Annotated in this window: 11 protein-coding genes; all 11 read right to left on the bottom strand. The window is 34.7% G+C overall.

Annotated features, from left to right (window positions below; translation table 11 throughout):
• Nucleotides 1–4: 4 nt before the first annotated feature.
• The 11 genes from DFQ02_RS09665 to DFQ02_RS09615 all read right to left on the bottom strand — a co-directional run bounded on the left by DFQ02_RS09665 (nucleotide 5) and on the right by DFQ02_RS09615 (nucleotide 24,259).
• Entirely contained in the window at nucleotides 5–3,046 is a 3,042-nt protein-coding gene (locus tag DFQ02_RS09665; RefSeq protein WP_245940250.1) for a glycoside hydrolase family 2 TIM barrel-domain containing protein, read from the bottom strand.
• A gap of 163 nt (nucleotides 3,047–3,209) precedes the next feature.
• Nucleotides 3,210–7,247, bottom strand: a complete 4,038-nt coding sequence (locus tag DFQ02_RS09660; RefSeq protein WP_116524225.1) for a hybrid sensor histidine kinase/response regulator transcription factor — start codon at nucleotides 7,245–7,247, stop codon at nucleotides 3,210–3,212.
• A gap of 224 nt (nucleotides 7,248–7,471) precedes the next feature.
• Nucleotides 7,472–8,515 carry a GntR family transcriptional regulator gene (locus tag DFQ02_RS09655; protein WP_116524224.1) on the bottom strand — a complete coding sequence of 348 codons (1,044 nt, stop codon included), beginning with the start codon at nucleotides 8,513–8,515 and terminating at the stop codon, nucleotides 7,472–7,474.
• A 147-nt stretch (nucleotides 8,516–8,662) separates the two neighbouring features.
• On the bottom strand, nucleotides 8,663–10,117 hold the full coding sequence (locus DFQ02_RS09650; RefSeq protein ID WP_116524223.1) for a sulfatase: 1,455 nt from the start codon (nucleotides 10,115–10,117) through the stop codon (nucleotides 8,663–8,665).
• 19 nt (nucleotides 10,118–10,136) lie between these two features.
• Nucleotides 10,137–11,114 carry a family 43 glycosylhydrolase gene (locus tag DFQ02_RS09645; protein WP_116524222.1) on the bottom strand — a complete coding sequence of 326 codons (978 nt, stop codon included), beginning with the start codon at nucleotides 11,112–11,114 and terminating at the stop codon, nucleotides 10,137–10,139.
• Entirely contained in the window at nucleotides 11,111–13,864 is a 2,754-nt protein-coding gene (locus DFQ02_RS09640) for a family 78 glycoside hydrolase catalytic domain (RefSeq protein ID WP_181896390.1), read from the bottom strand. Before DFQ02_RS09640 ends, DFQ02_RS09645 begins: the two co-directional genes overlap by 4 nt.
• Before the next feature lie 3 nt (nucleotides 13,865–13,867).
• Complete coding sequence (locus DFQ02_RS09635; RefSeq protein ID WP_116524221.1) at nucleotides 13,868–16,657, bottom strand: family 78 glycoside hydrolase catalytic domain; 2,790 nt, start codon at nucleotides 16,655–16,657, stop codon at nucleotides 13,868–13,870.
• A 190-nt stretch (nucleotides 16,658–16,847) separates the two neighbouring features.
• Entirely contained in the window at nucleotides 16,848–18,416 is a 1,569-nt protein-coding gene (locus tag DFQ02_RS09630; RefSeq protein ID WP_116524220.1) for a nucleoside hydrolase-like domain-containing protein, read from the bottom strand.
• 3 nt (nucleotides 18,417–18,419) lie between these two features.
• A complete protein-coding gene (locus DFQ02_RS09625) occupies nucleotides 18,420–20,576 on the bottom strand; it encodes a hypothetical protein (protein WP_147297752.1) in 2,157 nt (718 codons plus the stop codon).
• Nucleotides 20,577–20,586: 10 nt separating this feature from the next.
• Nucleotides 20,587–22,092 (bottom strand): nucleoside hydrolase-like domain-containing protein, encoded by a 1,506-nt coding sequence (locus DFQ02_RS09620; protein WP_220340259.1) that lies wholly within the window; start codon nucleotides 22,090–22,092, stop codon nucleotides 20,587–20,589.
• A complete protein-coding gene (locus tag DFQ02_RS09615) occupies nucleotides 22,082–24,259 on the bottom strand; it encodes a beta-N-acetylhexosaminidase family protein (RefSeq protein ID WP_116524217.1) in 2,178 nt (725 codons plus the stop codon). The genes DFQ02_RS09620 and DFQ02_RS09615 overlap by 11 nt, the downstream gene beginning before the upstream one ends.
• Nucleotides 24,260–24,404 lie beyond the last annotated feature (145 nt).

The following is a 24,404-nucleotide window of genomic DNA, read 5'->3' as shown; positions in this document are numbered from 1 at the left end:
CTCTCTAGTCAATGAACAACTCATCAATATAAGGGCCACTTTCCCCTTTGGTAACTAACTTTATATTGTTCGCTCCAGATTTTAGTACAATAATAGCCGGTACAAACTTCCATTCCTTTTCCCAACCGCCTGTTGCAGGAAACTCCATATCTCGAACATACTCGTCATTTACATACAACTTCATAGGATATAGTTTGCCTTCATTGTTGTGCATGTATCTAAAACGAATACTGTAATCTCCGCGTTCACCATCATTTTCTTGATACCATGTAATGGAACCTTCACCACCTTTAAAATCTACAAAACCAGAACCCTTAAAACGATGTGCATTTCTACTCGGTTTAGCTGATCCTGTTAAGGCACCATCTTCAGCAGAAATATTAACGCCTCTACCAATCCACATATCTGCGGAATGTTCATCTCCCCAGAAAAGACCTTCGTTTTTACCGAATGTTTCTTCCATAGTTAAAACAAGAACTCCGTTTTGTTTTACGATAGCTTTTACAGTAGTACCGTCTTCAACTTTAAAAGGTTCCGCGTAAGCTATACCATCCGTTTCTGGGTTTTTGCCATCTATCGTGTAAAGCACTTCAAAATCATTGGAAGCATTATTTCCAAATAACGACACAGATTGTACATCAATAGTAATGTCATCAGAGACATATAAGGCTTTATCCCCTAAAATAGAACCTACAATTACAGAAGCCTCTTTTGCATTTTGACCTTCTTCTAAAAATAATCTGGTTTTCCCAAAAAACATACTTCTATAATCCGATTTTGTTCTGCTGGTTGGGTCTATAGGATTTCCGTTTTCCATAGACACTTTATCCACATCACCAACAATATTATAATACACCCTATTTTCTGCATAAGGATTTAAATTACCATTGGCATCCATTCCTTCTGAAGTTAGTATATAACTCGCTCTAAAATCGCCTTCTGCGTCTAATTTAGTCACTGTATTTTGTAAAGTGGACGGTTGTTGTGCTGTTGAAAAAGACGTTCTATTCACTTCTTTGCCATCAATATATCCAACGGCTTCAATAGTGCCTTCTTCGTAAGGCACTAACCACTCGCATTGCATCTCATTCCAAACGGTTCCTGGTTTGTCTTTCCCTAAAGATTTCCCGTTTAAAAAGAGTTCTACCTCATCAGTATTCGAATAGACCCAAACTGGAATGACCGTTCCTTTTTCCATTCTTGGGTGCGTCCAATGCGGTAGCATGTGAATCATGGGTTCTTGGGTCCATTGACTTTGATAGAAATAGTATAGGTCTTTTTCAAAACCAGCCACATCAAGAGCACCTCCCATAAATAAATTAAAAGGCAAACCACCATGAACTAAACCAGCTTCTCCGTAATAATCAAAACCTGTCCAACGGAAATGACCACTATGCCATGGGGTATCGCGCATAACTTCCCAATATTTTCTTGCTGAAACCCGCACCGTTGCATTATCATAAGACGAATTGTAGCGCTGTTTTCTGTTCTTCCAATCTTTGGGATTTAAGCCTTCATAAAAGAAAATTTCCTTTTCTGTTAAGTTCGGCAATTCGTAGGTTCCTGGTAGTTCATTATCACGCCACCAAGTTTGTGTTCTATAATAGCCTCTGGTTTGCCAAGTGTGAGGCGCCTCGGTAGAAATAAAAGGTTTGGTTAGTTTATTATTTTCTATAAACGCTTTTGTTTCAGAACCACCATTAACACCTTGAATATCCATATCTTCTGGATTTCCTGCTCCTGAGGTAAACAAACGGGTTGGGTCTAAACTTTTTCCAAAGCTCACTAATTCTGGTGCCACATCGCTATGAGTCTCATTCCCTAAACTCCACACAAAAATACTCGGGTGGTTGCGGTCTCTGGTAATCCATTCTTTTACATCAGCTTGCCACCATTCGTCAAAGGCTTGTTTTCCGTAATCTTCTGGTGCTTTTTTATGCCAACCATCAAAAATTTCATCCATGACCAACAGGCCAATTTCATCACAGATATCATAAAACATAGGTGGTGCTGGATTATGAGACGGTCGAATAGCATTAATACCCATCCCTTTAAGTAACTCCAACTTCCAACGTAACATAGGCTTCGTCCATGCACCTCCAACAGGACCACCTTCCCAGTGTTCGCAAACGCCTTTTAGTTTCACATTTTCACCATTTAACCAAAAGCCTGTTTCGGTTTTCCACTCCACGGTTTTAAATCCGAAAACAGTAGTTTTTTCATCTAAGATTTCTTCACCATCAAGAATTTGAGTTATTGCTTTGTACAAGTTTGGTGATTCTGGACTCCACAACTTAGGAGTTTCAACCTCTAAATTTATTTTTGATTTTGATGCTTCAACTCCACTTTTTGCAGATGTTAAAACCGTACCATCAGGCGCTATAATTGTAATTTTACTCTCTAAATTATTAGATGCATTTACAACATTAAGCTTCACATTTACAGAAGCTTTGTCCTCTGCTATACTAGGCATAGTTATGAAAATACTATTGGGCTCAATATGTGTTTGGTTCTTTTCAATTAAAGATACGCCTGCGTAAATACCACAAGGGTGATACCATCTTGCAGACGGTTCTAAACTATTATCTACACGAACAGCAATGGTATTTTTTCCTGCTTTTAAATATTTTGAAATGTCATATCTAAAACTAATGTAACCATAAGGTCTTTTACCCAGAGGATTACCATTTACCCAAACTTCACTGTTCATATACACCCCATCAAAATTGATGTAGGTAGTTTTAGATAAGCTTTCTTTTGCAACATTGAAGTATTTACGATACCAACCAATACCGCCATCATGATAACCACCACCTTGACCTTGGTCGCCTCCTTTGCGCACCCCTTTTTCGAAAGACCAATCATGAGGCAAATCAAGATTAGTCCATGAACTATCATCCAGTTCTTCCTTGGAAAACTCTTCTTGGTCTTCATCTAAGATAAAAAGCCAATCATTGTTGAAATTTGCACTTGTTGTTTTTTCTTGATTATCACAAGAAGCCAGCATTAAAAACGCCAGCGAAAGAATAGAAAAAATAGTTCTCATTGGTTATGTAAAATAAAGGATTGTTTTAGAAACAAACATAACTTTAAATAAAGATAAAATAATCCTGTAGTGTCCTGCACCATCACGTGTTTTAATTAGAACAATACTTCCTTATTTACTCACTGAGAACGACTAAAATAAAATAGTTAAATAAGATAATACTTTAGTTACTAACTGTAAGCTTTTCTTGATACTCCGATGGTGTTACCCCATATTTTTTTTGAAAACATTGACTAAAATACTTAGACCTTTTAAATCCTACTTGGTATGAAACCTCAGAGATGTTTAATTTATTAAGCTCTAATAATTTGGCGGCATGATTTAACCTTATTTCCTGTATGAATTCATTAGGAGTAGAATTAGTCCAAGCCCTTATTTTATTAAAAAGCATGGAACGACTAACACCCAAATCCTCAGAAAACTGAGTTACATTAAAGTCCTGATTCGATAGATTATCCTTTACAACTTTAAAAGCCTTTTTTAATAGTTGTTCATCAAGTGATGTTAGAGACACATCTATCGAGGTAAAATCATTACCAGAGGTAAACTTATCTTTTAATCGCTGCTTCGATTCTAATATATTATGAATTCTGAGATTAAATTCCTTTAAGTTAAAAGGCTTACTAATATAATCATCTGCACCACTTTCTAAACCTTCAAATTTATAAACCAAAGACGATCTAGATGTTAAAAGAATGACGGGAATGTGGCTTGTTGCCAAAGTTGTTTTTATTTTAGAGCAGAGTTCTGTACCTACCATTTTTGGCATGATTACATCGCTAATTATCAAGTCTGGTAAATGTTTTAATGCTTTTTCTAATGCTTCTTTTCCATTTTCTGCTTGAATGATATTGTAATTTGGTTTTAAAATCTCTTTGATAAAGGATCTTAACACTGCATTATCTTCAGCAACAAGAATTGTATACTTTCTGTTTTCTCTAAGCAAATCTTCTGGGTTACTAGTTAACTCAATATCCTTAACATTAATCTGGGCAGCATATTGAGAGACATCATCACTCATTTTGAAATTTCCTATTATATCACTTTCAGATAAATGTTCTTTACCTAATTTTAACTTAACAGTAAATACAGAGCCTTGAGTCTGTAAATTCTTAGCAAATATCTCTCCTTGATGTAACTTAACAATATTACTAGCTATAGAGAGCCCAATTCCAGTACCTTTCTTGAATTCTTCTATTTGGTTATTTTTAGACACTTCAAAAAAGCGATCAAAAATCTTATCAAGATGTTCCTCTGGGATACCAATTCCGGAGTCTTTAACCTCTACAATCAGATTAATGTCATCTTTTAAAACATGAACACTGATATCCCCTCCTGCTTTGGTAAACTTAAAAGCATTCGATATTAAATTGTAAAAAACCCTTTCTAATTTATATCTGTCGTAATACACAAAAATTTCATCTTCAGAGGTGTGAAACTCATAGTTATAATGACCATTTTTGGCGTGCTCTGAAAACGATAAAAATATTTCTTGTAAAAACTTTACTATATTTCCTTCTGCCACTTCCAATTTTAATTGATTACTTTCAAGTTTCCTAAAATCCATCAATCTATTAATGAGCCTCAATAGATGATTAGCACTCCCTTCAATAATTTTTAATTTTTTATAAATCACATTAGACCCATTATAATTATCTAATATATTTTGAAGTGGTCCTAAAATGAGTGTTAAAGGTGTTCTAAATTCATGCGAAATGTTCGTAAAGAATTGCAGTTTAGCTTTATTTAACTCTTCCGTTCTTTTCTTTTCGGCAAACTCAAACTCTAGTTTTTGCCTCAGTCTTGATTTAGATTGTAATATCCAAGAAATACTAAAGAATAAACCAAACGTTAAAACAAAATAAATAAGATAAGCCCACCACGTAAGCCAAGGGGCAGGTTGTATTGTTATGTCAAGCTCAGTTATTTTATTATTCCAAACACCATCATAACCGGCAGCTTTGACCTGAAAAGTATAAGTACCTGCATTTTGCAGGGTATAAAATGCTTCGGTTTGTTTAGTATATAACCAGTTATTATCTAAACCTTTGAGCCTATAGGCGTATTGATTATTATTGGGGTTGATGTAATTGGGGAAAGCATAATTTATAGAAAAACTAGCATTATTGTACGGCAAAACAATTTCCTTTGAATAGTTTAAGTTTTTTAATATGGTTTCATTTTTATTTAAAGCATCAATTTCATTGTTTTTTATTTTAAGATAAGACAATATTACCCGTGGTGTATTTTTTAATGTAACAATATTATCCGGTTCAAAAGTTATTATGCCTTGCTTTGCTCCAAAATATAATTGATTGTTTTCTTTGAGAGCTGCATTTACTCTAAAATCGTTATCCTGAGCTAGTGTTTGTTGGTTATAAATTATACTTTCTTGCCTTACAGGATTATACTCTACAATACCTTTATCTGTACTTAACCAAAGTAATCCTTTATTGCTCTCTAAAATTGCGTTGACTGTAAAAATTCTATTTTTAGCGGAAACAATTACACTTTCATATTTCTTATCTTTTGTAAATTTAAAAAGTCCTCTTGTTCTTGAACCTACCCAGACTATTCCTCTTGTATCTTTATGCAATGAAACTATATCTAATCTACTGGAATCTACTATACTTGGATAATTTGATATTTTAAAATTTTCTTTCTTTTCTGCTTCTAAAAAGCTCAAGTGGTCGGAACCAACAACAATTAAATTTCTTTTGTCTTTATGAATGACTTTAACGTAACTGCTTTTTAAGTGACGTGAGTTAAAAGCCCTCATTTTTTTTTGTTTAGTATTGTATTTAATCAAACCTCTCCCTATGGTTGCTATCCAAATATTATTACCAAAACCCTTTTTAATATCTAATACAGATACGTCTTTTAAAAAATTTATTAACTCAGAAGAAAGATAATTTTCGTACTCTCTTTGTGATTGTAAATCATAAATCTTAATACCATTTTTCATGGCGCCAATCCAGAGTAAATTCCCATCTCTATATAAAGTCTTGATAGGATAAACTGTCGTTTTTGTTTTATTTTGAACATCAAAAAGTTTTGTTACGATACCACTACTATCTATTTTATTTAAATCTCCACCCTCAGTACCATAGTAAATATTTTTTTCGTCATCAGAAACTATACAATTAGCAATATTATTATAGGTACTAGAATTTTTAAATCTTCTAAAATTCTGATTGGCTTTGTGCCATGTCATCACTCCAACATCTTGAGTACCTAACCAAATGGAACCATTATTATCTTTATATATTTTTTTAAAATGGTTTTTTACACTTCCAATATCTTCGTAAATACTGCTATTAACAGTAGTTATTTCTTTTGATGGTGCTACGATGAAAAGCCCTGTTGTTGTCGCTAACCAAAGGTTTTCACTCTCATCTTTATACAAATCTTTAATCTCTATATTTTTAAAAAAATCAAATTCCTCAGGAGAACTAAATTGTTTTGTTTTTTTATTGAATAGTAAAAATCCGTGATACTTTGTAGCTAGTGCTAAGACATCTGGTTCTACTTCTAATATTTTGTAAATAAAAAACCGCTTATTCAAATTCCTTGGACGGTATGTTTGGTGATTAAATTGTCCTTCCTTACTCCTGCTTACTTCTATGATGCCATTAAAAGTAGCCAACCAAACGGTATTTTTCTTGTCAACATGTATATCTAATATCAGTGTAGGTTTTTTACTGTTTTTTAGAAATCTTATAAAACTGTCATGTTTCTTTGTATAAATGGAAATACCATCTTCTGTTCCAAACCATATATTTCCATTTTTCATTTCGAAACTTGCAAAAATTCTATTACCACTTAAGGAGTTTTTATCAGAAGTTTTGAAATATCTTTTAAATTGATCTTTTTGAGGTTCGTATTTGTTTAAACCGTTGAAAGTTCCTATCCATAAATTTCCATCTTTATCTTCTAGGATGTTATGTACATTGTTACTACTTATTGTTGATTTATCCTCAGGTAAATTTCTATAGACAACAAATTCCTCTCCATTAAATTTATTAAGACCGTTATTTGTAGCTAACCATATTTGCCCAAGTTTATCTTGCTTTATATAATTTACGGTACTACTGGATAAACCATCAGATAGATTGAAATTTTTAAAATTAAAATCACCAACCTGAGATTGTAAAAAACCAATCTGAAATAATAAAAAAAAATAAAATATGCTATGCCTCATTAGTAACTCTGATAACCTAAAGCACAAGTTAAAAAATGTTTTAGAGTTATCGATAATTTATTCTCAAAATGAATAGGTCAAGTGTTATATTATAAAAATACTACCTCAATATTATAACATTAATTATGGTTAATATTTTGTTGTCTATAAAACTTTAAATCAAAAAAAGTTTAAATAAAAAGGGAAGCCCTAAAGCTTCCCTTTGCTAACAAAACAACCAAATTCTAAGCAGACTCTCTATCAATAAAGAAGAAAGGCGCTTTTACTTTTTCCTTGATATTTTCAGTAATCATTTTTGCTGCCTGAATTCCCATAGCCTCAAAATCACATGAAATAACGGTAATACCTAAAACTTGTTTTAAAGGTGTATCATTATAAGATATAACTCCAACATCTACACCTAATTTATAATTACTCTTCTTAACAAGATTCATTACTGCCACTAAATCATCCTCTTCTATAGTAATGTATAAATTTTTGTTTTCTAATTTAAATTCATTTGATATCTCCTCTATTATTTCGAAATCAAAAGAAAAATTACAACAAAAAGCCTTGAAGCCATCTACTATCTCTTTAGGATATGGATAGAATGCCGTTTTAGGATAAACTAGAGTTAACTTATTATACTTGTTCGCTATATTATCTTTAGCACTTCTTAAAGCTGAAAAAATATCATTTTCATAATCTTGATACACTTCTATAAAGTTACCTTCTATTTGCGAACTTTTACTATCTAATAAAATTAAATTTTCCTTAGGTAATTCATTTATTACTGCTTCTACCTTCTTTGTAAAACTTCTATGAGATAAACTTTCAGTTCTAAAATGAGGCATAATTACAAAATAATCATACACCGATTTATACTTTGCCATTAATTCTAAAAACAGGGTTTCATCAGAATGATAACTTTGAAGATCTACATGACACCTTTCACCCATTTCTTTTAAAAATGAATTGTAAAGTTGGGTTTTGTAAGGGCTTAGTTTATTTACAAAAAATAATATATTTAATTTTGAGATTAACTGAGTTTTGGCAATGTAAGTACCTTTTCCGGGTACAGAAACTATAACTTTACGTTTCTTTAAAACCTTGTATGCTCTCTCTACAGTATCCCTTGATAAATAAAATTCTTTACTTAGGCTATTTATTGAGGGTACTTGATCTCCAAACTTAGCGTTACCATTTGAAACATTGCGCACTACAGAATTAATAATCTGTAAATATTTGGGTACAATAGAGTTAGTATCTAATTTTATAAGTTCTAACATGGCTTAAATAGTTTTTAGTCATTCCAAAATTATGAAAGCCTACCAAACCAAAAATCTAAATTAGGGTAACCAAAAATTTTTTAACACTAATTCCTACTACATATATATTTAAGTGGTTGTTTTGTAAATGATGAATTCTTGTATTTATTAATTTCTGGGAATATCGTTTTGTGGAAATGGTTTAGCATCTCTTGGGAATTGTGATTCCAAAAGTGTTTTCATGCTTTCCTCAACGTCTTTATAACCTTCATTACCAGAGAGGTTTTCAAAAGATAACAAACTGTTTTTATGTTCATATAATTCTGCTCCTAAAATTTCATGGCTATTAGAATCCCGCCATTCTGTATAACGCCAATTACCATCTGTGGCAGTACAACCCATAATATTTTTACCTCTAGCATACACACTTGTAGCAATTTCATCCCATTTTATTTCAGGATTATTTAATACCGGGATTAAACTTTTACCATCAGATTTAGGACTCTCTAATCCACAAATTTCTGTTAACGTTGAAAAGATATCTACATTTTCCACCAAGGCATTAGACATTTGGCCAGCTACACGATTTTTATCATTGGTTTCACGGCTTATAATTAAAGGTACACGAACATCAATTTCTACATTAGAGTGTTTACACCATGCCCCATATTCGCCAATTTTATAACCATGGTCGCTCATAAAAACAATCATGGTATTTTTACGTAAGTCCAATTCTTCTAAGGTTTGCATCACCTTACCCACTTGAGCATCCATATAACTTACACAGGCATGGTAACCATGTATTAGTGTTCTTGTAATATCATCATTTAAAGGGTCTTCTTTAGGTATACCATGGTATCCTTTTAACTCGCCCCATTGGCTTAAAGCCAATCTGTACATTCCTTCTGGTTTTTCTTTTGAAGGAATGTCAAACTTGCTTTTGTCATGCATATCCCAATACTTTTTAGGCGCATTAAAAGGCAAATGAGGTTTTGTAAAACCTACGAATAGTAAAAATTTATCATCCTTGTATTTGTTCAACATTTTAATAGCATTGTTTGCTATTTCTCCATCTACATAGGCTTCATCTGCAACATCGGCATCTTCGAAAGCGGGTCCTTTAGGATTTTTATTACCCCCTGATTTTAAATCTGCAATAGCTTTTAGACTTTCTGGTTTCAAATATCTCTTGGATGGTCTTACCACCAGTTGAGTCCAACTTTCTTTATCATCTATGGTATGATGATAAACTTTACCTGTACTAATAGTCTTGTATCCATTTTGTCTGAACAATTGTGGTAAAGTAACTACATCTTTATGTACTTTTCGTAAAGGGGTAAAAATGCTATAAATTCCTAAAGTTTCTGGACGCAAACCTGTTAAGGTACTCATTCTGGAGGGCGCACAAATGGCTTGTTGGGTATATGCCTTATTGAACATAATACCATCATTAGAGAGTTTATCTATATTTGGAGTAATTGCTGTTTCACTTCCATAGCAACCTAATTCTGCTCTTAAATCATCTATATAAAACACCAAAATATTAGGGGGCTCTTTTTTTTGAGAAAAAACTAAACTTTGTGCACTAATTAATAAGCAAACTATGACTACTATTTTTTTCATTTTATGATCTTAGATAGTATTATTCAACTTTCTTAACACCTTCTTCAGAGGCAAAAATTTCTTGAATAGTGCCATCTTCATTATAATAGAGATACTCAATAGCTACATTTCTACTAAACTTTGAACCGCCATTCCAATTTTGCCAATGGTAAAAGAAATAATCTTTTCCTTTGTAATTTATAATAGAATGATGGTCTTGCCGTTGTTTTGGATTGATAGCCCCTTTGTATTCAAATGGTCCGTAAGGATTGTCTCCCATTGCATAAAAACCACCTAAACCAGCGTTATACGAGAAGTAATATTTTCCATTACGTTTATGCATATAACTGGCTTCAAAAAAGTTTGTGTTACCATATTCAACGGTTCTTGGTTTTTCATCTAATTCTAAAAGATTATCTTTTAAACGTGCTACTTTAGGCTCTCTAACACCCCAATATAAATAGACTTTGCCATCTTCATCTTCAAAAACACAAGGGTCTAACCATTGGCCTTCTACACCATCAATCCAGCCTATATCCTTAAATGGACCTTCTGGAACATCACTGATGGCCACCCCACATCGCATATCGTCTTTTGAGCCTTTTACAGAATGTGGATAAAGTAAATAGTATTTGTTTTTTTTGTAAATAGCCGTTGGTGCCCACATCCATCCTGGGACGCCCCAAGAAATATCCTTAGAGTGCAACACTTCGCCATGATCTATCCAGTTGACCATATCGGTTGAAGAAAAAGCCCGATAACCATCCATAGAATCGTAAAATGTAGCATCTTCCATATCACGTGATGTATACATCCAAACCTTGCCGTCATTCCATATATGTGCAGATGGGTCTGCTGTACGAATGTGACGAATTACAGGGTTATTACCCTCACTCTGGTTTGGCCAATCCATTTTAGTTGCACTCTCAACTTTTGAAGTTCCTATTTTACTATTGAAACTTAAAAAAGAAAACACTGAAATTAAGAGAATAGCTATTATAAAAAATCCTTTTTTCATGGCAACTTAGATGTAAAACTATATGTTCCTGGTTGTACTAAGAATTCATAATTACCAGCTTCATTGGTTATTGGTTCAATACTATTTGTTTCTTCGATAGACTCTGGAGTTCCTGGTAAAACAACCTTTGCAGTTGTATTTGGAGGCACAACCACCTGTAATTGAAATTCATTTCCTTTTACTTCCCATGAAGAGGATGCTTCTCCGTAAGGTGTATTTAATGATGCTGATGCAGAAGTTAAAGGTTCTTTAGGAACAGGTGCGATTCTAATTACTTTATATCCTGCTTCCAGTGGTGCAATCCCTCCTATTCTTTCATACATCCATTCTCCAATGGCCCCATACGCATAATGATTCAAACTATTCATGCTCATAGGGTTATATCCTTTTTCTTTATCATAACTATTCCAACGCTCCCAAATAGTAGTAGCACCTTGGTTAATAGAATAGAACCATGATGGGTAGGTTTCATTGAACAATAATTGATACATTAAATCCGTTTTGTCCATGTCGTCTAATACTTGAGACAACAACGGTGTTCCTAAAAAACCAGTTCTTAAGTGATTGTCTGCATCCTCCAACTTTCTCAATAAATTGTCTTCCGCATTTTTTCGTTTATTTTCAGGTAGTAATTCGAAAGCAAGAGCTAATAGGTAAGATGTTTGGGTTTCTAAACCTTCTTTTAATTTTCCTGATTCATCAAAAAATGCTTTATCAAAAGCTTTAGAAACTTTTTTAAAGACTTCTTCATATTTTCCTTGCTCTTCTTTTTTGCCTAAAGCTTCGGCTGTTTTAGCTGTTAATTCAGCTGAATGAGCAAAAAAGGCAGTGCCAATCAACTCTTTGGATGTATCTCCTCTTGTACCACCTTCTTCAGGAAATGGTTGTAACCAATCTGAAAAGGACATCATATTCGACACATAGTCTTTAGATTTCAGTTCGTGGTGTGCTACCCACTTTTTCATCATTTCAAAATTATCCTCTAAAAAACCAATATCTCCTGTTCTTAGATAAATTTTCCAGGGAATGATGGTACATACATCGCCCCACCCGGAACTAGCAATCTTATTACCTCGTGCATCAGGAACCGTCCAAGGAATAGCACCATCTTCAAGTTGTGCCTCTCGTACACTTTGCAACCAACTAGCCCAAAATTTATACACATCGGCATTAAACATAGATGTTGGCCCAAATACTTGCGCATCACCTGTCCAACCCAAACGTTCGTTACGTTGTGGGCAATCGGTAGGGATATCTAAAAAGTTTCCTCGTAATCCCCAAACAATATTACTCTGTAATTGATTTAATTTTTCGTGTGAAGAGTTAAACGTACCATTTTCTTCAAAATCTGAAAATTGAACTATGCCAGTTACCCAATCTTTTTGTGGCTCTTTTGAATCATCATAACCACTTAGCTCAATATAACTAAAACCATGAAATGTAAATTTGGGTTGATACTCAATCGTCCCATTCTCAGAAGCCACATAATAATCAGTAGAATGGGCACTTCTGTAATTATCGGTATAAAATGTACCATCTGGTGATAGCATTTCAGAAAACCTTATTTTTAGTGTGTCACCCTTTTTCATGGGCACTTTCACCAAGGGCACTCCAACCATGTTTTGTTTTAAATTGAATATTACGGCGCCATTCTTTTTTACAATCTCCTCAGGCACCAGTTTAATTTTATCTTTAACAGTGGTATGACGTTTTGGCTCTAGTTTTACATGATTATCAATTTGTGTAACTTCAACAGGAGTCCAATTTTTGTCATCAAAATTATTGGTTGTCCAATTAGGCATTTCAAAATTCGAATCATAGATTTCCCCGTCATAAATTTCAGCGAACTGAAGTGGTCCATTGCTTGTTCCTTTCCAAGTTTTATCAGAAATTACAATTTCTTTTGAACCATCTTTCATGGTCATTTCCAACTGCACGAGAACTTTTGGAGAAATAGTATTATCCCATGGTGGATTTCCCCATAGTAAACGGCCAGAATACCACCCTGATGCTAATTCAACGCCAATAGTATTTTGACCAGACTCTATTAAATCGGTAACGTCATAAGTTAATGTTTCTATGCGTATATCATAAGATGTAAATCCAGGAGACATAACATCGTCACTTACATCTTGACCATTAATAACCACATCAAAAACACCTTTTGCCGTGATATATAATCTGGCCGATGCCACATCATTGGATAACTCAAAGCCTTTTCTCAAATATTGCGGTTTATGTATCAAAACTTTCTCTCTTCCTCTTATACTATCTTTAGCAGTATCTAAGCCAGCCCATTGGGCTTTCCAATCCTCATTACTTAACAAGCCCAATTCGAAATGATTTATTTCACTCCAGTTAGAACCTTCTTCATCTTGATTCCAATATTTTACTTGCCAATAAACTTTTTGACGCGATTGTAAAGATTTACCATCGTAGTTTATCCAAACCGATTGGTCTGTAACTTGCTTACCAGAATCCCACAAATCAGGATTATCAGGCAACATATCCTCACTAGATGCCACTACTAAATGATAAGCCGACTGACTTTTTACAGTTTCTAAGACTGGTAATTTCCAAGAGAAGGTTGGATTAGCATCGTAAAATCCTAAAGGATTTTCAAACCCCTCGGAAATGGTTAAATTTTCGGGAGCTCTCAATACAACTTGTTCTTTGCATGATGCCATATTCAAAAAAATAAAAGCGCTTACTGCATATACAAAGAATTTGAAATTTGATTTTTTAAACATGATTTAAAATTTAGTTTGGAAGTTATAGGTTCCTGGTTCTGCTAAAAGTTTAACTACATTTTTATCAGAACTTATTAATTTTACATTTGAAGTTTCCGTGAAATTGTTTCCGTTTACCATTAAATTAGCCTCAGTTCCAAAAGGAATTTGAACTTCGGCCGAGGTATTGGGCGGAATAACCACATCCAAGGTGAATTCACCATTTTCAATGTTCCAAGATGAAGATGCTTCACCATAGGGGGATTTTACACTTGCAGAAGCCGATGTTAAAAACTCGGTATTTGGTATGGGTGCAATTCTTATTTTCTTGTATCCTGGCTCTAAAGATGCTAAACCAGCTATTCGTTCATACATCCATTGGCCGATAGCACCATAAGCATAATGATTCAAACTATTCATAGGCTGTGGATTATAGCCCTCTGCTTGACTATAACTATTCCAGCGCTCCCACATGGTTGTTGCGCCTTGGTTTATGGAGTAAAACCACGATGGATAGGTTTCTTTAAATAGAATTTTATACATCAAATCTATTTCTCCCATATCATCTAAAACCTTGGGTAAAATAGGGGTTCCTAAAAATCCTGTTCCTAAGTGATTGTCTGCCTTTTTAATGGTTGCCAATAAATGTTGTTGCGCTTTTTTCTTGGTTTCAGGTTTTAGTAAATCAAAATAGATAGCAAGCAAATAGCTTGTTTGTGTTTCGTGCTCGGTTTTTAGCTTTCCATGTTGTTCATCAAAAAATTCATTTTCAAAAGCGTTAGCAACAGCTTTATACAAATCTTTGAATTTTTTTTCATCGTCTTCTTTACCTAAAATACCTGCAATTTTAGATATTAAATGTGCCGAATGTCCAAAATAAGCGGTGTTAATTAAATCTCTAGGCGTATCACCTTTATTGCCCTCTTTTCCTTCTTTCGTTGGAAATGGTTGCAACCAATCTGCAAAAGAGTGCATGTTTGGTATAAAATTTTTGGCCTTTGACTGATAATATCCTATCCATTTCTTTCCCATTTCGTAATTTTCATGAAGTAAGCTTTTATCTCCTGTAAGGTGATATAAATCCCAGGGAATAATAACACAGGCATCGCCCCAACCAGAACTGGCATTGTTGTTTTGAAGTACATCTGGAATGATAAATGGAATCAAGCCATTTTCGTGTTCCGATTGTGTTTCCCGCATACTTTGCAACCATGCCGACCAAAACGAATACATATCATAATTAAACATGGCTGTTGGACTAATAACTTGGGCATCACCTGTCCAACCTAGGCGCTCATCGCGTTGTGGGCAGTCTGTAGGGATATCAAAAAAATTATCTCGCAAACCCCAAGTAATGTTACTTTGCAATTGGTTTAATTTTTCATGGGAAGAAGTAAAGGTTCCGTTTTGATCAAAATTGGAATATTGCGCTAAACCTTGCACCCAACTTGCTTCAGGGTTAGCACTTTGATCAAAACCACTTAATTCTAAAAATTGAAAACCATGAAATGTAAACTTAGGTGTATATTCTACAATACCATCTTTTGACGCTATATAATAATCTGTTGATTTTGCTGAACGATAATTTGTTGTATAAAACGTACCATCATTCAACAACATTTCGGAAAATCGAATTTTTAAAGTATCTCCTTTTTTCATAGGAACTTTTACTTTAGGAACTCCTACTATATTTTGCTGGAAGTTAAAAATAGCCGTATTATTTTTTGCAGAAACCAATTTTACATTATCAATTGTAGTCCTAGTTTTAACTGTGTTGTGCCTTTTGGGTTCTAACTTTACAGAATCTGTTATCACATCTGTTTCCGTTTGAATCCATGTTGAGTCATCAAAACTGGTAGTTGTCCAATTTGGCATTTCAAGGTTCGCATCATAAACTTCGCCATCATAAATACTTGCCAATCGTGTGGGTCCGTTGGTTGTGCCTTTCCAAGTGTCATCAGAAATAATGGTTTGTTTAGAGCCATCTTTCAAAGTAATTTCTAACTGGCATAATATTTTTGGTGATGCAAAATTTTCATAAAGTGCATTGCCCCTACTAATTCTTCCTGAATGCCAACCAGAGGCCAATTCAACTGCCAAAACATTATTTCCAGAAGCTATTAATTCACTAACATCATAGGTTAAAGTCTCAATGCGGTGGTTATAGGGCGTCCAACCAGGAGGCATCACATCATCGCTTACATCCTTTCCATTTAGGTGCACATCAAAAACACCTTTTGCTGTAATGTATAATCTCGCTGACGCGACTTCAGTAGAAATTTCAAACCCCTTTCTTAAACATTGTGGCCTGTGCATTAAAAACTTTCGAACGCATTTAATACTATCTTTTGCAGTGTCCAATCCAACCCACTTTGCTTTCCAGTCCGAATTATTTAGTAAACCTAATTCAAAAAAATTAATGTCGCTCCATTCTGAAACATGGCCATCTTGATTCCAATACCGCACTTGCCAATATACTTTTTGGCGTGATTGCAATTCAGTTCCTTTATATTCAATAAAGGTTGATTGATTACTTTCTTGTTTTGTAGAATCCCACAAATCAGGATTATTAGGTAATAATTCTCTTGAAGATGCAACCACTATTTGATAAGCCGATTGAGACTTAACATCTGTTGTAACTGGAAGTTGCCATGAAAAGGTTGGTTTATCGTCATGAAACCCCATAGGATTTTTAAAGCCTTCGGAAATAGTCAGTGATGCTGGTGCTTGATTTAATTCGTTATTACAAGACAATAAAAAAAAAGTAAAAGCAACATATGAAAATATTGCAAAAAAGAGTCTTGATTTTGTCATTACACTAAAGTTGAATTGTTAAAGATTGAGTTAAAACTCAATTTTATATTGTTACTGAAACCGCATAGCAAGATGCTGTTTTTTTGGCAAAAAACTATCCTGTACTGTCATTAAAAAAAGACAATACACTGATACACTTTATTGATTTTAAAAAGACTATTAGAATGAAGGATCCATTCTGTTAGCCTCTTTAATAATTAGTGACAATAATGACCATACGTCTATATTCAATTAAAGGCACTATACTATTATTATCATGCACCTCTAAAATGACATGTAATTCTCTGGCTGCTGCATCTAGGGGGATTTTAAATGATGTTTTAATTTGGGTATCATTTTCAATTTTTATGGGCTTGTTGTATGATTTTTTTCCAGCTTCGAGATATATCCACCACTTATAGCTCAAATTATCACCATCTGGGTCTGTTGAACCGGTAGCATCTAAAATCACCTCTTCATGATAGTTATATTTTGACTTTACTATTTGATTGGTACTATCGCCATTTAATACAGCCACAGGACGGTGATTCGCTTTATTGAAAGGCTGAACACACCAATCCATTCTAGCTTTTAAATCGTTCCAAATAGCTTTGCGCCAACGCCAAACAGGCGTGTATTCATCGGCGTAAACTTTTCCATCATCGGGGTTTGTCCAGGTATCTACAATAGGGTCTCCATCGGTATAAGCCTTGTATGGTAAATACGGTTGTTCATCAGCTTCAACAATTGAAAATCCAGATGGTGGGTTGTCATTTTTCTTCGCTGAGTAACGTCCGCCCCAACCGCCCCAAGAAGTTTCAGACATGTCAGATAATGCAGGATTAACAAGCACCAACCAAGGTATGGTCCCACCACCCCCAATAAAATGAAAGGTGTTATCTACTTTTCTATTTGGATATAAGACACCCAATTTACCGTGATTGGTTTGCAAATTTTCTTTAAACCACTGATGTTGTCCAAAAGGACTATACTCGTAAGGTTGCCAAATATGGGGTCCTAGATTAGTATTTGAAGGTCCTCCAAAACTTTTATTTTGATGGATAGCCCGAATATAAAACAAGTCTGGAAATTCATGACAAATCCAAGCACCACTTTCATCTTGTCCCGAATTATCATAAACTCTTAGTTTAGAAATCAGTGGTTTTAATTTTTCTTTTGGGTAATCATTTCTTAGGTCGAACAACGCTTGCGCCAATGTATTCATACCGCCATTTGAAAGCACAAAAATAGGTCTATCATCATCTTTTAGTAGAGTCTCTATAATCAATTTAGAGCCTTCACTAGTTTTACCTAAACCAACATCTTTCATACCATTCCCCTCTTGACCCGAAGCAACAATGCTATGGAGATACCCTGGTGTTTTCCATCCTTTTTCATGCAATTGCAGATTTGGGTATACTTTTTCATAACCGTCAATATAATAATGAAATAACTCTGGCATCAGCACTTTTACGGTATCCTTGGGATTTGGTCTAAAATAACGTCCTGTTACCGCTATTAATCCTTCCAAATCAAATTTATTGGAGTACATTAACAAATGAACAAATTGCTGTTCATCGTCTGGATCGTGGCCAATATCAGACATTAAAATGAATCTGTTTTTGTTTGAATTTTGGTCTGTTTCCATAACAGATGGGAAAATTTTAGGATTGGTATTGATATCTTCCTTGTTTCCTCTTATGGTTTTTTGATTGTTATCCTTACAAGAGAACAACACAACTATTAAAAGACTATAAATAATAAATCTTTTTACCTTCATATATTAGTTTAATTCTTTAATTGATTTAAGGTCTAATATCTTTAACCATTTCAATTCTGCTTCCACTTCTTCCTGAACTATAGACCAATGGAACAAATTACTTTTTACTCGATAGCCCTTATGTTCTATAGGAACAGGTTGATAAACAGGTTTGGTGACATCTACCAATTTTGACCAATTTTTAGTAGCACTTTCTAAGCACGTCACAGCCTCTTGATGAAATATTTCTTTTTCTGTATTTAAATATCGTTGATATGCTACGGCTGATTTCAATTTATCAGAAAAATAAAGCCCCAAATAAGCCCAAGCCTGAATATCGGCTTTTTCATAAAGTAAATCTGTATTAGTCTCATAATTAATTGGTTGCACTATTCTCAAGGCTTCATTACAAAAAACACTTAATGAATCAGCTAATTGGATGGGTGTAATTTTACCCAAAACTGTCTTCTTTCCTGTATCAACAAATTCCTTAATACCCGTATACCTTGGGTCCATTGGTGTTCTATTGGCTAAAGTTTGTAATGACAATAGTTTTACAGCTGGTGGCCCATCATTAAAGCCTAACATACCTTCGGAATACAAGGTAAAATCCCATTTAGCATTCCAGAAGGAAGCAATAATTAATGGTACTTTACTTGCTTTGGACTGGGCTTCAAACAATGCTTTTCCATGACTTGGAAAACGATTTTCAAAAGCTTGAATAAAATAAGAATCTGGTGTATCGGGATTATAAAGTAAATGCCCCCAAACTTTATAAAACATCCATTGCCTTTCAAAAGCATACGTAGTAGAAGCGCCTTTTAATGAAGTAATATAGTCTTTAGCAGGAATGTAAGTTTCTGAACCCACATAATAGCCATTCACATACGGATGTAAGTTTTCTGCAATATGCTGTCTAATAAAATCTGGTTGTCCCCAACGCAGAATGAAAAAATCTTCGTTACGAATCATCCACGCTAAATAATAGTTTTCAGGCAGTGGGTTCCAATAAGTATCCTTAAGTTCGCCTCCATGTACTTTTACTAATTTTGGTGTTGAATGGCCGTGAGACCAATTAAATTTCAGTTCGATATTTATGGGGCCATCAAAACAGGTTAAAGTGTCTAATGTTCGTCGGGTTAACTTTTCAACCGACACATCTGTAGAACCACCACTACCCGTTCCTGCTGAGAGTGGTACACGATGAATAAATTTTATTTTTCGTTTGGCTTGTCTAGCACCTTCTACCACTGTTTCCAAAATCCATTCTTCACGTTCCTCTGCTGTCATTCCGCCCATACCCTCTCCAAGGGTAATTCCTAAACCTGTAAGGTTAGGATATTTATCAATGGTCTCTCTAACACATTCGCGCATATAATCTTTAACAACTTCAGAAGTATCACCTACACCAACATGAGTCTCTTTCTTTATAGAAATATGAGACACCTTGTGATGTTCAGCAAATTCTTTAGACACAAAAATATTCCAGTTAACCATATAGGTTTCAATACCACGATCTTTAGCCATTCTAAAAAGCGTATGCCATAACGTTTCCCATCTGTTCATTTCTTCATCAGAAAGACTACAGGCTTCGGGATACTTTTCGGTTTTAACCATTCTACTAAATGGATGTAAATTCCACAAGGTTAACTTGTTAAAACGATTTTCAGCCATCATATCTAAAAAATCCCTCCAAAACAGTGTATCCTTACAAGTTTCGGTATGCGCTTCTAATGTTTTACTGCTTCGATAAGCCTCCCATGGCAAATTGAATTTTAGCGCCCTAAATGCCAAATTTGGCGCTTCATCTTTATTTTCAATAGCCTTATTGCCTGATGCTATTTGTTCTTTAATGTCCAACAGTCCGTACATAATGCCAGTAGCATCGCCTCCAGTTACCGTGACTAAGTTATCATTTGAATTAATGGAAAAGGCTTCTGTTTTTAAGGCTGAAGAATCCAAGACCGTTTTTATGATTAAAGCATCATTATTTTGGGCTATGGTAACAGTATTTTTTTCTGCGAAATCCGTCAACTTATTAATACCATGTAATACTTGTGGGGCATTGATAGTATTTTGGATATTAATAGTGAAAGATGATTCTTTTTCACATCCTATGCATAGAAGTAGCACAAAGGTTGCAACAATTTTAAAGGGTAGCTTTTTTTTGATAAACTTCATAAAGTTAAAATTATTCAACGGTTAAAATAATGCGCCTATAATCGTGCAATGAAGCAATACTATTATTGTCTTCAATTTCAAGAATAACATGAATGGTTTTACCTGAAGCATCCTCTGGAGCTACAATCTCAGTAATAGCCTGTGTAGGGTTCTTAATTAATTGTGTATTTCCTTTGTAAGTTCCTGCCTCTCTATAAACCCACCATTTATAGGTTAGATTATCGGCATCTGGGTCTAAAGAACCAGAAGCATCCAATGAAATAGTATCTCCAGAAGTGATTGGTATAAAATGAATTTTTTCTGTGTTATCCCCATTTATTGAGGCTACTGGATGATGATTGGCTTTTTCAAAAGAAGCCACACACCAATCCATTCTGGCTTGAAAATCGTTATAGTAAGCTTGCCGCCACCTCCAAACAGGTGCATAAATTGAATTATACACTAGATTGGTTTCTGGGTCTTTCCAAACATCTGAAACTTCGGTAAATAAATAATAATCACCGTATGCCTCCTCATCAACTCTTACACTTTCATGTCTTGAGGGTACATTTTTAATCGGTTTTTCTGAAAATCTACCACTCCAACTACCCCAACTGGGTTGACTTATATCAGATAATCCTTGATGTATAAGCCCCAACCAAGGAATAGTCCCTCCGCCTTCAATAAAGGCCAGTCTACCCGTTGGTGTTTCTCTCAAAGGAAATAATCTCCCTAAGGCTCCATGGTTTTTGATATGCTCTAGTACCCATTGATGTTGCCCTGTGGCGTTATAGGCGTAGGGTTTCCACGTGTGAGGCCCTTTTTTATCGGCATCAGGGTCATTTCCCCAAGCCCAAGCAGGCCCACCATAGGCATAGGTTTGATAGTTACTTCGTGTCCAATGAATGTCAGGATAATTGGCGCAAATCCAAGCCCCTGCGTCATCTTGTGCACCATTTTCAAACACCCTCAGTTTTTTTAACACATTATTCAAGGTCTCTTCCGAATGACTCGCCTTAAAATCATTTAATGCTTGCGCTAATGTGTTAGAACCTGCATTCACCACAATATAAATTAAACGTGAGTCCTCCTTTTTAAAAATATCAATTAATAACTCCGACCCTTTGGTACTTTTTCCATCTCCAACATCGCCCATACCATATCCAGGTTGCCCTGAGGCCCCAATGGTTCTTAAGTAGGCTGGTTCTGGATAACCTTTGGTATGTATTTTCAAGTTTTCAAAAACCTTTTCATAACCATCAATAAGATTTTCAAACAAATCTGGATATAGCCTTTGTCTTTCAACCAATCTATGCTTGTTATGTAAATACTTTCCGCTCACTGCAATAAGTCCTTCAAGGTCAAATTCATTGGAACACATGAGCATGTGAGCCATTTGCTGTTCCTCATCGGGTTCGTTACCCATATCGGCCAAAATCACCAATCGGTGCTTTGAAGATTGACTCAATGCATACGGCCCGAAACCAATCAAAAAGCCAAGTACTATTATTTTTAAAACCTTCATATTACTGCTCATATTTTGCGATTTCGATATCTTGTTTTACCCATTCCGTAATTTGTTTCCAATCTACTATGCCCACTCTGTTGGTCCACAAAGGGTTATGATTTTGTAACATGGCTTGCTCGACATATTGGTTCCAAAATTTAAGAGCATTCTCTAAAGCTTTTACCGATAATTCTTGATACTCGTTTTTATTGGAATCTCGAAATAACGCTAAATAAGTGGCACCTTCAATTTTATGGGCATAGTACTTCCCCAAAAACGAAACGGTTTGAATATCGTTTAAAGTGAATTGCAATTCCTTATTCTGGATATCCTTAAATTCTTCAATATCTATTAATGCACTATTTGATACTTTTTGAAGTTCTGTTGAAACCTGTAAAGGTGTTTTTAAAGGGGTAGTACTTCCGTTGGAAACCATTTTTACATAATCTGGAATGGATTGATTTCCTGATTTTGGATGTACACCCAGAGAGATGAAACGATTTACATCATGAAACCCAGTTTCGTTTTCTGCTTGACTTGGCCGACTCTTACATCCTTCAATATACCATTGAAAATCGAGACTTCCCCAGTGAAATCCGGTTGTAATAGGATACACCATAGAAGCATTTTGCCATGCAGAAAACAATTTATTAGCATCTATATCAGGAAATCGACTTGCCAATATATCCTTAAAGCGGTCATTTGATATGGAAGGATCATAACTTAATCTGCCCCATAATAGCCATTGATACCAATGTTTTTCAACCTCAATCTGGTTGTGTGTTTCTGGTGCTATAGTTAAAAAATCTCGCCCCCAAATCCACTGGTCAGAACCAAAATAAATTCCTTTTGCGACATCTTCATAGGGTAAATTGTTAATAAACTCCCGTGTGAAATCGGGAGCGCCCCACCTGAAGTAAAAGGTGTCATCATTACGCAAACCCCATAAGGTTTTCATACCTTCAATTTGCTCTAAATAATTGGCATTTTCATGATACGGTTGTTGTGTTGCACTATACACATGGGCTTTAGCATATTTGAAACAGAACAAAAATTCTACATTTTCAGCCTCAACAACCGCCTTAAATTTTTCAGCAATTTCTTTAGCACCAGATTGGTGTTGCCGGTGGATAAATTTAAACTGTCTTTCAGGCATTTCTTTGGCGGCATCTAAAATACCAAGGCCATAAGTGTCATAAGCCCAATCTTCACGCTCCTCATGATTAGCACCTTTCATGTTCTCTCCTGTTGTCAAACCAATACCCGCTAAATCTGGATAGGTAACAAACAATTGCTTAATACTTTTTCTAAAGTAGTCCTTGGTAATTTCATTATCTCTATCGTCGGTTATGCCATATTTCCCTTGTGTGCCATAATCAAAAATATTCCATGTGATTATATGAAAATCAATGTTCCTGCGCTTTCCGTAGGCCATTACTTTTTTCCAAAACTCAATTTTCTCATCTATGGTAATTCTTTTTAAAACTTCGACATTTTCTAAAATTTCTGGAGCATCAAAACCAATACCCATGAGATTATAATGCTCCTCCCAATCTATTGTTGAACGTTGTACATCATCTAGCGCAATTTCTTCATATCCGGGCACTTTCACCAACGACGGAAACGGATGCAAGCTCCACAGTGAAATATAATTATAACGGTAGCGTGCCATGGTATCGATATAGTCTTTCCAAAAGCTGAAATCCCACATGTGTGGTATATTGAATTGAGCCGCATCACAAACATCGGTGTAACTTGGTGTGCGTACATCTAGGGGGATATTAAATTTAGGCCCTCGCATTTCTAAATACGGGTTACGAACCATCGATTTTATACCGTCAAGTCCATATAATTTAATCTGCTCCGCCAGTTCTAAAGTACCATACATCAATCCTGCTTCGTCATAGCCAATAACCTCTAGTATGCTTTTTGTTTTATCAATTTTGAAACCTTCAGGCTTTAATGTATCCATTTTTTTTATAGACAACACTATATCTGCATTATCTACAAATTCTGCATTAGCAAGCCGATATTGAGAACCTAAAGCCAATTCTACATCCTGTAAAGCAAATGAAACCTGAAGTGCATCAGAATGTGTAACAACTTTAACTATATTTTCTTTATGGCTGCAGGAAGGGAGTAAAAGAGATTGTAATAAGCAAATAATAATGAAAGTTTGGAGGGTAAATTTTCTCATTTGATAATAATCTAAGTTTTAATTTCTTAAATCTATCATTTAAAAAAAAGGTGTTCATCCTGCTCTTTACTGCAAGTCTATTTTTCTAAAAGAAAAAGCCATAAAGTTTAAAACTCTATGGCTTTTAAATGCTCTAAATTTTTTA

Source organism: Seonamhaeicola aphaedonensis, assembly GCF_003386195.1.
GTDB classification, from domain to species: domain Bacteria; phylum Bacteroidota; class Bacteroidia; order Flavobacteriales; family Flavobacteriaceae; genus Seonamhaeicola; species Seonamhaeicola aphaedonensis.
The sequence above is the reverse complement of the archived record's forward strand: the minus strand, read 5'-3'. Positions and strand labels throughout refer to the sequence as shown.

Excerpts from the sequence above, each read along its gene's own strand:
- DFQ02_RS09665 (WP_245940250.1), bottom strand. The coding sequence starts at position 3,046 with ATGAGAACTATTTTTTCTATTCTTTCGCTGGCGTTTTTAATGCTGGCT.
- DFQ02_RS09660 (WP_116524225.1), bottom strand. The coding sequence starts at position 7,247 with ATGAGGCATAGCATATTTTATTTTTTTTTATTATTTCAGATTGGTTTT.
- DFQ02_RS09655 (WP_116524224.1), bottom strand. The coding sequence starts at position 8,515 with ATGTTAGAACTTATAAAATTAGATACTAACTCTATTGTACCCAAATAT.
- DFQ02_RS09650 (WP_116524223.1), bottom strand. The coding sequence starts at position 10,117 with ATGAAAAAAATAGTAGTCATAGTTTGCTTATTAATTAGTGCACAAAGT.
- DFQ02_RS09645 (WP_116524222.1), bottom strand. The coding sequence starts at position 11,114 with ATGAAAAAAGGATTTTTTATAATAGCTATTCTCTTAATTTCAGTGTTT.
- DFQ02_RS09640 (WP_181896390.1), bottom strand. The coding sequence starts at position 13,864 with ATGTTTAAAAAATCAAATTTCAAATTCTTTGTATATGCAGTAAGCGCT.
- DFQ02_RS09635 (WP_116524221.1), bottom strand. The coding sequence starts at position 16,657 with ATGACAAAATCAAGACTCTTTTTTGCAATATTTTCATATGTTGCTTTT.
- DFQ02_RS09630 (WP_116524220.1), bottom strand. The coding sequence starts at position 18,416 with ATGAAGGTAAAAAGATTTATTATTTATAGTCTTTTAATAGTTGTGTTG.
- DFQ02_RS09625 (WP_147297752.1), bottom strand. The coding sequence starts at position 20,576 with ATGAAGTTTATCAAAAAAAAGCTACCCTTTAAAATTGTTGCAACCTTT.
- DFQ02_RS09620 (WP_220340259.1), bottom strand. The coding sequence starts at position 22,092 with ATGAGCAGTAATATGAAGGTTTTAAAAATAATAGTACTTGGCTTTTTG.
- DFQ02_RS09615 (WP_116524217.1), bottom strand. The coding sequence starts at position 24,259 with ATGAGAAAATTTACCCTCCAAACTTTCATTATTATTTGCTTATTACAA.